This window comes from Halobacillus sp. Cin3 (assembly GCF_947311855.1).
Taxonomy (GTDB): Bacteria; Bacillota; Bacilli; order Bacillales; family Halobacillaceae; genus Halobacillus; species Halobacillus kuroshimensis.
In genome coordinates, this window is the sequence record NZ_CAMZMV010000003.1 from 117,395 (window position 1) to 129,278 (window position 11,884).

Here is an 11,884-nt window from a genome sequence, read left to right on the forward strand (position 1 = left end):
CCCTGGTAGCAGAAGATCACCCTTTTATTCTCAAACACATCTGTGTACAGACACTAGTGAATACTGTTTCCATCGTCAGCGCTGTCCCTTATACCAGCCTTTCTCCTTGAACCTGGAAATCGCTTCAATCCGATTGGAGACCTCCAGCTTCTCCAGGATGACAGATACATAGTTCCGGACGGTACCAGGGGTAATGAACAAAGCTTTGGATATGTCCTTCGTATTTCTGCCGTCCGCCATCAGCTGCATCACTTCCCGCTCCCGTTCTGTGAGCGGGTTTTGATCGGCGAAGGCAAGGTCGACGAGCTCAGGGTCAAAGATGCGCTGTCCGGCTGTAATTTTACGAATGGCTGTTGCCAGGTCTTCACTCGGACTGTCTTTCAACAGATAGCCGCTGACGCCTGCTCTTCTGGCACGGTCAAAATAACCCGGACGGGCAAAAGTCGTAAGGATGATCACTTTGCAAGGCTCCTGATACAACTCTTCAGCGGCATCCAGCCCATCCTTGACCGGCATCTCAATATCCATGATGCAGATATCCGGTTTCAGACGGCGGACGAGGCTGCAGGCTTCTTCGCCGTTGGAAGCCTGGCCGACGACTTCCATGTCCTCCTCTAAATCAAGCAGCGCCCCGAGTGCACCGAGCAGCATGCGCTGATCCTCGGCAATGACAATTTGAATCATAAGAGTTCCTCCTTTTTCCCTTGCTGAATGACTGTGGGAATGTGCAGGGTCAGTTTCGTTCCCTGTTCACTTTCCAAATCAAGCCGTCCATTTACAAACTCCAGTCGTTCCCTCATCCCCTGAAGACCGTGACCCTGGAACGGGTCCATCGTTTCCGGAAGGCCGATCCCGTCATCTTCGATGGTGACCGTCAATTCCATGGAAGAGGCTTCAATCTGGACGTGACAACGAGTGGCCCGGCTGTGTTTGACGATATTGGTGGCGGCTTCCTTCAGGCACATGCTGAGAACATTTTCCGTTAAAGCCGGGATGGAAGTCTTCCCGAGGTTTCCTTCATAGGTGAACTCCATTTCCGCAGCTTCGATGATCTGCTGCACCCGGATCAGTTCATCCTTTAGTTTCATTCCTCTCATGTTGGAAACCATCTCCCGAACCTCCTTGAGAGCATTTCGGGCCGTATGCTGGATATCCTCCACTTCTTTCTGCGCTTTGTCCGGCTTGGCCGTCATCAGCTTGGCGGCGAGATCACTTTTTAAGCCGATCATAGACAGTTTCTGCCCCAGCGTGTCGTGCAGGTCACGGGCAATCCGTTCCCGCTCTTCAATCACCATAAGCTGGGAAATCCGCTGGTTGGCGTCCTCCAGCTTATTTTCAAGGTCCTGCTGCTGGTTGCGGTAACGAACGGTGAATGGCAGCAGGATCACCCCGATGACGGTAATGATGATAAATGGAAGGTTCGGAAAAATCGAATCCAGCTGCTGCACGAAGGTATAGGCAATCGTTGCAAGTGTGAGAGTCAGGTGAACAATATATAAAGAAAGAAACCCTCCGAAATGACGGATGTTCCCGATGAAAAAAGCCAGGAACAATGAAAAGTAAATGTAGCCGAACAACAAGGTCATTCCGAGACTGATCGCCATTTCAATACTGACCCACAGATAGACAAGACGGCTGTCCGATACGAATGAAAACCGATAGGCCAGGAAGAAAATAAAGACAAGAAGAAGTCCGGTCAAAATTTCGTAAATGGAAGATGCCCGGAAGATAAAGAAAAACGGCAGGATACAAAAGATGATCCAGACGTATATGCTGAGTCCGGTGTTTTTTGGAATAATATGATACCACTTCTGCATGAACGCTACCTCCTGTGTCTAGCATATGGGAAAATCGGGCGGCTGTCATGAAGGAAAAAGCCCATTCTCAACGAATGGGCTTTGAATCAACTTTCATTCTGCACGCGGCGGGAGACCGCAGCACTTGCTTTCTTCTTCAGGAGCGGCTGGACTTCCCGGAACGTCCGGAACGTTTTGTTCTCGGTGTCATAGAGACGGAATTTGATGGACTCAAGGCTCGTTTTCAGCGTAATTGTTGTTGCATACTGGAGCGGCGGTGTTGCATCATGAGCTTTTTCCAGTGCATAGTTGGGAACCCTAGGGCTCAAGTGGTGCACATGGTGAAAGCCGATGTTGCCGGAAATCCACTGCAGGACTTTCGGAAGTTTATAATAAGAGCTTCCATCCACAGCTGCTTTTACAAAATTCCACTCGGATTCCTCTTCAAAATAGGAATCTTCAAACTGGTGCTGGACGTAAAACAACCAGATGCCCAGTGCACCGGATATATAGAGAATCGGGAGCTGGACAATCAGGAAGGCTTCCCACCCGGCCATCCAGATGATCATTCCGTATATCAATGCAGCAGCAGCCGTTGTCACGTGGGTGTTCACACGCTCTTTTCGCTTTGCGCCCTTACGGTTGAAGCGGTTGGAAACGAGGAACAAATAAATCGGTCCCAGGCCAAACATGATGACAGGGTTTCGGTACAGACGGTAGATGAGGCGTTCTTTGAAGGACGCTTGTACATATTCATCGACGGTCATGACCCAGATATCACCTGTTCCGCGCTTATCGAGATTGCCGCTTGTCGCGTGGTGGATGGAGTGGCTCCGCTTCCACTTATCGAAAGGGAACAGCGTCAGGATACCTGTAATCGTCCCGATCACGCGGTTGGCTTTTTTATTTTTGAAAAAGGATTGGTGGGTACAATCGTGAAAAATGATAAACAGACGGACGACAAAACCTCCAGCAAGCACACCGAGTCCGGCGGCGAGCCAAGGGGAGACAGCCATGCTTAGATAGGCTGCGGCCCATATGATTAGAAATGGAACGAGTGTATTGATCAGCTGGCGGATGCCGGCGTTTCGATCTGGTTCTGCAAAGCGGGCGACGCTTTTCTTCAGCTCTTTTTCTTTCTCCTTATCCATCGTAACGACTCCTTCGTAGTAATTCGTAATTCTAACAATAGGGGAAAAGGAGGCCCACTAGAAGACATAAACGTCAGCACTTTTATATGACACTTGTCATGGGTGTTTACCGGTTTCTGGATGTGTTTCACGTGGAACAGGTCGTCAGGCATCCACGCCGGGGGTTCTTAACTCGCGGAGGCCTTTCAAATCAAGCAGCGTAAACCCAAGCTTGGAGAGGATTGGCAGCACGATGAATGCTGTAATCTCCATGACCTCTTCAAATGCCCCTACACCTGAAGGGCCGAGAACCCACGCCGTCGGATAGAGCACCCAGAAAGACGTCAGGTAGGCGGCCATCCGCCTGTAATGACGTTTCAGCCCGTCCCCGCTCTTGGCAGCCATCTTCCGCAGGGGATACCAGATGATATACAAAACAATGAGAAGGGCGGCTATACCAAGCCCGTACCAGACGTATTTCAGCGTATCATTTGAAAAATCAGCGATCAGCCCGGTTAAGATCATAAACACATCGGCTGTAATTAGACCGCCGATCAGGGCCTTATCTTTTTTCGGCTCGTAAAACATCGCTGTTAATGCAAGCGCCAGCAGCAGGAGGGGGGTCGTGACCACCCAGTCCAGGTAGCGGGCAAAGTAAATGGTTTGATCCGGCTCCTGCAAGACCCCCTGACCGAGGGCGATGGATAAGTAGGCGGTTCCTGACCAAAGTGGAATGATCATCGCAATGATGTATTCTCCCTTGGAAACTCCGCGTGGCTTTTGGCTCCATATAAAAAAGGTGACAGCTCCAATAAACATGATGGCTGAATAGGAATAGTGCATAACAATATCAAAGCGGCTCATTAATTTCAGCTCCTTGTTACGTTTCTTCCATCATTTTGGTCATAACGGATAGAAAATAGACCTATCCTCTTAAGCGAGCGCTTACAACGTGGTATGATAGAAGTGTGAATACCATCTTGATCGGGAGGGTTTTTCTATGACTACGAAACGCATTCTTGTTGCCTATGATGGAAGTGAAATGAGTAAAAGAGCTGTGGCCGAGGCGAATCTGCAGGCGGTGGAAGCTCCGCAGCGCGAGATTCATCTGATGGCTGTTGTAACACCTACCGGCCCTGCTACAAATGCCGCCGTGTCTAAAAGCCTCGGCAGGGAAATGGCTGACCGGTTTCAATCAGAAATGGAAGAGCTCAAACAGGAATTCAAATCTCATAACATCGATGTCATTACAGAAGTTGTAGTCAGCCCTGTGAAACAAAACGCAGCTGTCCAGATCGTTGCCTATGCCAATAAGCACGACATGGACCTCATTATTATCGGAAGCCGTGGTCTCGGAAACATGAAAAAGATGCTGCTCGGAAGTGTCAGCAGCAAAGTCGTCCAGCAGGCCTCCTGTCCGGTCCTTGTCATGAAATAACAAATGGACAAAAAAAGACTCTCCTCTGTATATGCAGAGGAGAGTCTTTTAGTTTCTACGAGTTCTATTTTCCGCTTCTTCTTACAAGCCGTAGGACGTCATCCCGCCGTCGATGAATATATTCTGGCCGGATACATAGCTGGAACCTGAAGAAGCGAGGTACAGAATGGAGGACTGAAGCTCTTCCAGCTGTCCGAGACGTTTCATTGGAGAACGATCTTCAATGGTAGAACGGAAGCTGTCATCGGCTAGTGCCTCTTCGTTCAAATCGGTTTTGAAGAACCATGGGCTGATGGCGTTCACCGTAATATTGTAAGGCGCAAGCTCAAGGGCAAGCTGCTTCGTCTGGTGGATGGCTGCCGCTTTACTTGTGCCGTACACAGAGCTGAAGGACAGGCTCACTTCACCGGCGACAGACGCAGTATTAATGATTCGTCCGTATGCCTGTTCTTTCATATAAGGGGCAACGGCCTGAGTCATGAAGAAGATGGATTTGGCATTGGTGTTCATGACCGTGTCCCAATCCTCCTCGGTCAGACTGTTGATATCTTTGAACGCGGCAGTTCCTGCGTTGTTTACAAGAATATCGATTTGTCCGAAGTCATTGTAGATGGTCTCTACCACCCGTTTGATATCGGAGGTGTCTGTGACATCGCCGGAATAACCTTTAACTTCAGAACCGGTTGCCTCACTGATTTCAGCAGCCGCTTTTTCCACTTTCTCTGCTGTACGTCCGATAAGGGCTACAGAAGCTCCGCTTTCTGCCAGGGTATGGGCGGCTGTTTTTCCGATGCCGCTCCCGCCACCGGTCACGATAGCTGTCTTCCCGTTATTGTTAAATAATTCCATGATGTTCACTTCCTTTGCTTGTCTGGATTGTCCCATAAGATTGGGTTACGAGAATGATAGTACCCGGCCTGTGTCCATGTAAACCAATCCATCTCCGGACAGGTTGGGAGAGGGCCCTTCATCATTTGTAAGACTTTTACACTTTTTTATATGAGAAAAATGTTTATCATGGTAATTTCTGTGATATATAAAGGATGTGTACACAACAACAACCAACTTTTTGAAAGGAGTTTTTTAAGATGGCAGACCGTTTTAAGACTGGCGAAAAAGCACCTGAAAAAGGAACATATCAATTCGATGGGTTAGTTGATGGAGGCAGTGAAAACGACGTAACCGAAGACGAAAAACATATCGAACTGGAAAACGGGGGTCAGTTCCCGCCGATCCGCTCCAATAAGGAAGCGGCCTATTGGAAAAAAGCGTAGCGTGAAAAGTGAATAAGACCCCCGGAAAGGTTCATCCGGTGGGTCTTATTTATTTTATCAATATAGTAGTCGGAGTGTGAAAAGCGATCTATTGTGCTTAAACACTAAATTGCCGTGCTTATCTTTGTGGTTGGTGCACGTTGTTTTATGTAAGCGTTATTCGTTACAATTTTCTTAACAATTAAAATACGACATTCCACCTAAACGGCCCGCATGGTAATCGATAGGAGAATGATGAAAGGGTGTGGTGTTCTTGGAAGCCATCAGCAAGAATTTTTTCTTATACCTCTCCAACAACAAGCTGTTAGACCGCTTTGCAAAGCGTTTTGGCGCTAAGTTCGGGGCTGACAAGATCGTGGGGGGAGAGACGTTCACCCACGCAATTCCAATTATACAGCAGTTAAACCATGACGGGCTCGAGGTCACTGTCGACCATTTAGGGGAATTTGTAGATTGTGAAGAAGAGTCGAGAGACCGCGCCGGAGAGTGTATCCGGACCATCCAGCAGATTGCTTCCGGAGGACTTCGATCAGAAGTTTCGCTTAAGCTTACTTCTCTGGGACTGGATATCAGCCGGGACCTCGTTATCGAGAATTTGTCCCTGATCTTGAAGGAAGCGGAGAAGCACGATATTACGGTCACCATCGATATGGAGGACTCCTCCAGATGCGGGGAGACTCTTGATATTTATAGAGAATTGAAGGAGAAGTATCCAAATCTCGGCACGGTCGTTCAATCTTACTTATACCGTTCTGATGAAGATCTGGATGCCCTGAATGACTGCGATCCTTATCTTCGTCTTGTAAAAGGGGCCTATAAAGAATCACCGAAAGTCGCCTTTTCTGAGAAGAAGCTGGTGGATGATAACTTGAAGCACCTGATCAAGAAAAACCTTCTGAACGGCCATTACACGGCTGTCGCCAGTCACGATGACCGGATTGTCGAGTATACAAAAGCTCTCGCAGAAGAGCACAGCATTCCGCGTGAACAGTTTGAGTTTCAAATGCTGTACGGCATGCGGAACCAAATGCAGAAGGATCTGGTGGAAGAAGGATATAAAGTACGCGTGTATCTTCCCTATGGCGAGGACTGGTACGGATATTTCATGCGGCGTTTAGCCGAGCGTCCGGCCAACATTGCCTTTGCCGTTAAAGGGATTTTCTCTAAATAAAACCACACAATCAGAAAGGGGAATATTATTATGGTACAGCCTTACAAACACGAACCATTCACGGATTTTGAACAGCAGGAGCACAAGAAAGCCTTTGAAGATGCATTGAAGCAGGTCAAGGAGCAGCTGGGGCAGCACCATGACCTTCTGATTAACGGAGAGCGTGTCCGGACAGATGATACGATTACATCCACCAACCCGGCGAACACGAAGCAGGTTGTGGGTACGATTTCGAAAGCGAATCAGGAGCTGGCGGAAAAAGCGGTACAGTCTGCTTCCGACGCTTTTGAAGACTGGAGAAAATGGGATCCAAGGGCACGTGCAGAGATTCTATTCCGCGCCGCTTCCAAAATCCGCCGCCGTAAGCACGAGTTCTCTTCCTATCTTGTCTATGAAGTCGGTAAGCCATGGAAGGAAGCTGATGCGGATACAGCTGAAGCAATCGATTTTCTTGAGTATTACGGCCGTCAGATGATTGAGCTGAAAGAAGGAAAAGCAATAGAAAGCCGTCCGGGCGAAGAAAACCGCTATGTTTACCAGCCGATCGGCGTGACAGTCGTCATCCCGCCTTGGAACCTGGCCCTTGCCATCATGGCAGGTACAACCGTCGCTCCGCTTGTAGCTGGTAACACGGTGGTTATGAAACCGGCCAGTAACAGTGCCGTCATCGCTGCTAAGTTTGTAGAAGTACTGGAAGAATCCGGGCTTCCGAAAGGCGTCCTGAACTTTGTACCGGGAAGCGGCGGCGAAGTCGGCGACTATCTCGTCGATCATCCGAAAACCGCATTGATTTCCTTTACGGGCTCCCGCGATGTCGGTCTGCGTATCATGGAACGGGCTTCCGTCCGCCAGCCAGGTCAGAATCACTTGAAACAGGTGATTGCTGAAATGGGCGGTAAGGATACGGTTGTCGTCGACAAAGAGGCAGACATTGATACAGCTGTCGATGCGATCGTCGTTTCGGCGTTCGGCTTTTCCGGACAGAAATGCTCATCCGGCTCCCGTGCGGTCGTTCACGAAGATGTGTATGACGAAGTATTGGAAAAAGTCAAAGCAGCCACTGAAAAATTAACGGTCGGCAACGCTTCTGAAGAAAATGTCTACATGGGTCCTGTCGTCGATCAGGGAGCTTATGACAAAATCATGAGCTATATGGAAATCGGCAAGGAGGAAGGTCGCCTTGTCACCGGTGGCAAAGGAGACGACTCCAAAGGGTACTTCATCAACCCGACCATCTTTGCCGATCTTGATCCAAATTCCCGCATGCAGCAGGAGGAAATCTTCGGACCTGTCGTCTGCTTTACAAAAGCGAAAGACTTTGATGAAGCGATTGATATTGCCAACAATACCGAATATGGCCTGACAGGAGCCGTCATTTCCGATAACCGCGCCCATCTTGAAAAAGCGAAATACGATTTTCACGTCGGGAATCTATATTTCAACCGTAACTGCACAGGTGCCATTGTCGGTTACCAGCCGTTCGGCGGCTTCAAGATGTCCGGTACAGATTCTAAAGCCGGCGGGCCTGATTATATTGCCCTTCACATGCAGGCGAAAACCATTTCCGAGAAGTTTTAAACCATGCTCATAAAGGCTCTCCGTTCAGGGGAGCCTTTTTTATTTGAAGGAAGTCCGCTCTTTTCCCCGCCCCTTTGACCATTTTCTTTTTCTTTCCAGTGACAACCGATATAATGGAGGGTAACGAATGAAGACATTCAGCCTACTTAGAAAGGTTAGGATTCCCATGGAAGTTAAAGATAGGATTCTGCAGGCAGAAGATATCCATAAAGCGACGGAGCTGCTGAGCTCCAGACTGGGTAAGCCTGTGATTATTGAAAACAAAAACTTTGAGTTGATCGCCTACAGCTCGACCCATGATGATTTCGATCAAACTCAGCAGAAAACCATTCTATCCAAAAAATGCCCGATCTTCATTATTGACCGTTTGAAAAAAGAGGGCATCGTCCAGCGTCTGGAAATGCAGCCGGACCCGATCCGTGTCCATCCGATGGAAGAGCTTGGCTTCCAGCAGCGTGTCGTCGTGGCAGCCAGGCACCTGAATCATACGATGGGGTATGTCTGGGTGCAGGAGGCCGACCAGCTGCTGGATGATGCGGACTTTCAGTTCCTTGAGGACATTACCAACCATATAGGCAGACTCATTTATGATCAGTTCATGAGAGACAACGCCAAGGAAGGACGGAAAGAGGAGCTTTTGTGGCAGCTGCTGCAGCATGAGTACGGCAGTGAAAGCCAGTTCCGTCACGAAGCAGCCCTCGCCAAACTGAATCTGGCCGACCGTTTTTCCGTCGTGGTTTTTTCGGTCACCGCTCCTCAGTACAAGAGCATGCTTGATGATCTTCTACAAACGGTGCACCGCTTCCGCATCACCCGGCCGATGTATGTGCTGAAAACAGAATTCCAGCTTATTCTGCTCGTGGAGGGAAAGGCGTCCGACCGCTTTTCATCAAGGTCGACAGCGAGGGATTTTATTGAGGAAGTGAAAAAAGAAACAGGAGAAGAAGCGTTTTATCATTTCCTGATTGGCGTCGGCAAGGAATATACAACATTGTCCTTGATGAGGAAAAGTTTTTTGGAGGCGCTCGAGGTCATTGAAACAGCCAACTTCATTAACCCCCGACCGGAAACGATGCCGCGGGAATTCGCGACGCTCGGCCTGTACAGATACCTGGCCGCCCTTTATGAAAAAAACAGTTCCGAGGATTATTACAGTGAAGATCTGCTGGCCCTGATGAAAAATGATATGGATAAACAGACGGAACTTCTGCTCACATTGGAAACCTATCTTGCTAACAATGGGAAAGGAAAGCAGACCGCCGGCGAATTGTTTATCCATCCCAATACACTCAATTACCGGATCAAACAGATCCAGGAAATGACGACCATCGATTTCCAGGACTTCAACATGAAAGCTTACCTTTATACAGAGCTCCTGCTCCTGAATAACGTCGAACACTACTACAAACGTTACCAGTCAGCACTAAGGTCGTGAACGATCTGCACATAAGAGTGATGGGTACGCTCCACTTATCGGTGGATGCTTGCCGCGGGCACGGCCTCAGCTAACTGGATCAAGAAGAACACTTGATCCAGTGGATCTTCGGCTCGCGCTGTTCCCGCAGGCGTCACCACCGAACGCTCCACGTAACACGAGGGGGGAGCGGAAGGGTGTCTTTACAATGTTGGTTTGCTTATTCATTCAGGGAAGATAAAAGTGGATTCTCTTTCCAGAGTGGGAAAATCGGATGCGAATCTGGACAGCGTGAGAAGGGGGACTGCCTGTGTGGGCGGTTCACCTTTTTTATATACGTTCTTGGAGGGTTAAGAGTGATGACAGACCGGGTACACGTACACTATACCTGAAAGGACGTGACGAGCATGGCAGAAAAAAGACCGGTCATTGCGCTTGCAGGCGCGAGTGGATATATAGGACAGAACCTGATGGAAAAGTTGAGAAAGCACGCCGATATCATTGCCCTTTCCAGAAGCGGTGACCAAAAAGATGATGAGGAGCAGGTGACATGGCGTTCCTGTGACCTTTACTCCATGGTGGATGCTGAAAAAGGCCTGGAGGGGGCGGACATCGCGGTCTACCTCGTTCATTCCATGCTGCCTTCTGCGAAGCTGACCCAGGGAAAGTTTGAAGATATGGATGTCATTTTAGCTGATAACTTTGCCCAGGCTGCAAAGAAACAAGGCGTCCGCCAAATCATCTACTTGAGCGGTATCATCCCGGAGCAGGAAAAGAAGCTGTCCCGACACTTGAAGAGCCGCCTGGAAGTGGAAGAAATTCTTGGAGCCTACGGAGTGCCGGTGACCACGATACGAGCGGGGCTGATTGTGGGGCCGAAAGGATCTTCCTTCCCGATTCTGAAAAAGCTGGTTAAACGGCTGCCGTTCATGATTCTGCCAAAGTGGACCCGGACGAAAACCCAGCCGATTGCCCTCCCGGATGTCCTGCATGCCCTCGACAGCAGCATTGGAAATGAAGAGGTGAAAGGACGCCCGGTAGACGTGGGCGGTCCGGATGTTATGACCTACGAGACGATGATGAAACGGACGGCTGCTGTTATGGGTAGAAACCCGCTCACCATTAACGTTCCTTTTTTAACCGTTGAACTCTCCAAATTGTGGGTGCGCCTTGTCACGGGTTCGCCGAAGGAAATGGTGTATCCCCTGATTGAAAGCTTGACCCATCCTATGGTCACACAAGAGGAAAATAAAGTGGAAGGGTTAAGTGAAGGCCGCATTTCTTTTGAAGAAGCGGCCAGGGAAGCTCTTGAAAAGGAAGAAGAAAACAAAGATGGAAAGAGAGCCCTTCCGATGTTTCAACCGATGCAGCAGGATGTCCGGTCTGTCCAGCGTATTCCGATTCCAGAAGGATATGATGCAGACTGGGTTGGGCGTTACTATGTGAAATGGCTGGAAAACACACTCAATCCATGGGTGAAAACGGAAGTGGATGAAGACAACTGCTGTAAGATCGGGGTCATCTTTAATCAGTCTCCGCTTTTATCCTTTGATTATGCGAAAGACAGGAGTACCCGGGACCGTGCTCTTTATTACATTTCCGGAGGTATGCTCGCCGACAGCGGAAAAAATGTGCGCGGCCGTCTGGAATTCAGAAAGATTCCCGGCCGTCAGGAAGCCATTGTAGCGATTCACGACTACATGCCTTCGCTGCCCTGGTTTTTCTATAAATACACCCAGGCGAAAGCGCACCTTGTGGTGATGGCCTTATTCAGGAAGCATTTGGAGAAATGGGGAAGTTCCACCGTTCTTCATCATGCATAAGCGTTGACCGCTTTTCCAAAACTAAGCGTGTAACACTTAAGCCTGTATGAGGTGATTGGGATGAGCAAAAAGGACAAAAAGCACGACCGGCAGTTCAAGGAACGCAAAAGTCACGGTGAGCAACGGAACGGGCGGCTGGCTCAATTTAAGAACCACAGTACTGAGTTCGGCTCCGAGCCGGATGAATATATCGACCGTGCCCGCCTTGGCTATAAAGGCGACGCATAAGAAAAGGCCTGTCCATTCATGGACAGGCCTTT

At 49.1% G+C, this 11,884-nt stretch carries 12 protein-coding genes; 7 read left to right on the forward strand and 5 right to left on the reverse strand.

All coding sequences use genetic code 11. From position 1 onward, the window contains the following. Window positions 1–75: 75 nt before the first annotated feature. The 4 genes from QMA39_RS11335 to QMA39_RS11350 form a co-directional block, all read right to left on the reverse strand. Window positions 76–684 (reverse strand): response regulator transcription factor, encoded by a 609-nt coding sequence (locus QMA39_RS11335; RefSeq protein ID WP_027956035.1) that lies wholly within the window; start codon window positions 682–684, stop codon window positions 76–78. After that, window positions 681–1,817 carry a sensor histidine kinase gene (locus QMA39_RS11340; protein WP_281658797.1) on the reverse strand — a complete coding sequence of 379 codons (1,137 nt, stop codon included), beginning with the start codon at window positions 1,815–1,817 and terminating at the stop codon, window positions 681–683. Before QMA39_RS11340 ends, QMA39_RS11335 begins: the two co-directional genes overlap by 4 nt. A gap of 86 nt (window positions 1,818–1,903) precedes the next feature. After that, entirely contained in the window at window positions 1,904–2,947 is a 1,044-nt protein-coding gene (locus QMA39_RS11345; protein WP_027956037.1) for a fatty acid desaturase, read from the reverse strand. Between the two features lie 144 nt (window positions 2,948–3,091). Beyond that, window positions 3,092–3,790, reverse strand: coding sequence for a bacteriorhodopsin (locus tag QMA39_RS11350; RefSeq protein ID WP_206934648.1), 699 nt, complete (start codon window positions 3,788–3,790; stop codon window positions 3,092–3,094). Window positions 3,791–3,926: 136 nt separating this feature from the next. Here QMA39_RS11350 and QMA39_RS11355 point away from each other — a divergent pair, with 136 nt between their 5' ends. Beyond that, window positions 3,927–4,364, forward strand: a complete 438-nt coding sequence (locus QMA39_RS11355) for a universal stress protein (protein WP_027956038.1) — start codon at window positions 3,927–3,929, stop codon at window positions 4,362–4,364. Between the two features lie 81 nt (window positions 4,365–4,445). On the opposite strand, the gene QMA39_RS11360 is transcribed toward QMA39_RS11355, so the two are convergent. Then, window positions 4,446–5,213, reverse strand: a complete 768-nt coding sequence (locus QMA39_RS11360) for a 3-oxoacyl-ACP reductase family protein (protein ID WP_281658798.1) — start codon at window positions 5,211–5,213, stop codon at window positions 4,446–4,448. Window positions 5,214–5,452: 239 nt separating this feature from the next. On the opposite strand from QMA39_RS11360, the gene QMA39_RS11365 reads away from it, so the two are divergent. The 6 genes from QMA39_RS11365 to QMA39_RS11390 all read left to right on the forward strand — a co-directional run bounded on the left by QMA39_RS11365 (window position 5,453) and on the right by QMA39_RS11390 (window position 11,852). After that, entirely contained in the window at window positions 5,453–5,638 is a 186-nt protein-coding gene (locus tag QMA39_RS11365; protein WP_281658799.1) for a YjzC family protein, read from the forward strand. Between the two features lie 253 nt (window positions 5,639–5,891). Continuing rightward, complete coding sequence (locus QMA39_RS11370) at window positions 5,892–6,809, forward strand: proline dehydrogenase (RefSeq protein WP_281658800.1); 918 nt, start codon at window positions 5,892–5,894, stop codon at window positions 6,807–6,809. Window positions 6,810–6,839: 30 nt separating this feature from the next. Then, window positions 6,840–8,387, forward strand: a complete 1,548-nt coding sequence (gene pruA, locus QMA39_RS11375; protein WP_027956042.1) for an L-glutamate gamma-semialdehyde dehydrogenase — start codon at window positions 6,840–6,842, stop codon at window positions 8,385–8,387. Window positions 8,388–8,514: 127 nt separating this feature from the next. Continuing rightward, on the forward strand, window positions 8,515–9,822 hold the full coding sequence (locus tag QMA39_RS11380; RefSeq protein WP_281658801.1) for a helix-turn-helix domain-containing protein: 1,308 nt from the start codon (window positions 8,515–8,517) through the stop codon (window positions 9,820–9,822). A gap of 386 nt (window positions 9,823–10,208) precedes the next feature. Next, window positions 10,209–11,624, forward strand: coding sequence for an NAD(P)H-binding protein (locus tag QMA39_RS11385; protein ID WP_281658802.1), 1,416 nt, complete (start codon window positions 10,209–10,211; stop codon window positions 11,622–11,624). Window positions 11,625–11,684: 60 nt separating this feature from the next. Continuing rightward, window positions 11,685–11,852 (forward strand): hypothetical protein, encoded by a 168-nt coding sequence (locus QMA39_RS11390; protein ID WP_169516214.1) that lies wholly within the window; start codon window positions 11,685–11,687, stop codon window positions 11,850–11,852. The last annotated feature ends 32 nt before the right edge of the window (window positions 11,853–11,884 follow it).

Excerpts from the sequence above, each read along its gene's own strand:
- QMA39_RS11335 (WP_027956035.1), bottom strand. The coding sequence starts at position 684 with ATGATTCAAATTGTCATTGCCGAGGATCAGCGCATGCTGCTCGGTGCA.
- QMA39_RS11340 (WP_281658797.1), bottom strand. The coding sequence starts at position 1,817 with ATGCAGAAGTGGTATCATATTATTCCAAAAAACACCGGACTCAGCATA.
- QMA39_RS11345 (WP_027956037.1), bottom strand. The coding sequence starts at position 2,947 with ATGGATAAGGAGAAAGAAAAAGAGCTGAAGAAAAGCGTCGCCCGCTTT.
- QMA39_RS11350 (WP_206934648.1), bottom strand. The coding sequence starts at position 3,790 with ATGAGCCGCTTTGATATTGTTATGCACTATTCCTATTCAGCCATCATG.
- QMA39_RS11355 (WP_027956038.1), top strand. The coding sequence starts at position 3,927 with ATGACTACGAAACGCATTCTTGTTGCCTATGATGGAAGTGAAATGAGT.
- QMA39_RS11360 (WP_281658798.1), bottom strand. The coding sequence starts at position 5,213 with ATGGAATTATTTAACAATAACGGGAAGACAGCTATCGTGACCGGTGGC.
- QMA39_RS11365 (WP_281658799.1), top strand. The coding sequence starts at position 5,453 with ATGGCAGACCGTTTTAAGACTGGCGAAAAAGCACCTGAAAAAGGAACA.
- pruA (WP_027956042.1), top strand. The coding sequence starts at position 6,840 with ATGGTACAGCCTTACAAACACGAACCATTCACGGATTTTGAACAGCAG.
- QMA39_RS11380 (WP_281658801.1), top strand. The coding sequence starts at position 8,515 with ATGAAGACATTCAGCCTACTTAGAAAGGTTAGGATTCCCATGGAAGTT.
- QMA39_RS11385 (WP_281658802.1), top strand. The coding sequence starts at position 10,209 with ATGGCAGAAAAAAGACCGGTCATTGCGCTTGCAGGCGCGAGTGGATAT.
- QMA39_RS11390 (WP_169516214.1), top strand. The coding sequence starts at position 11,685 with ATGAGCAAAAAGGACAAAAAGCACGACCGGCAGTTCAAGGAACGCAAA.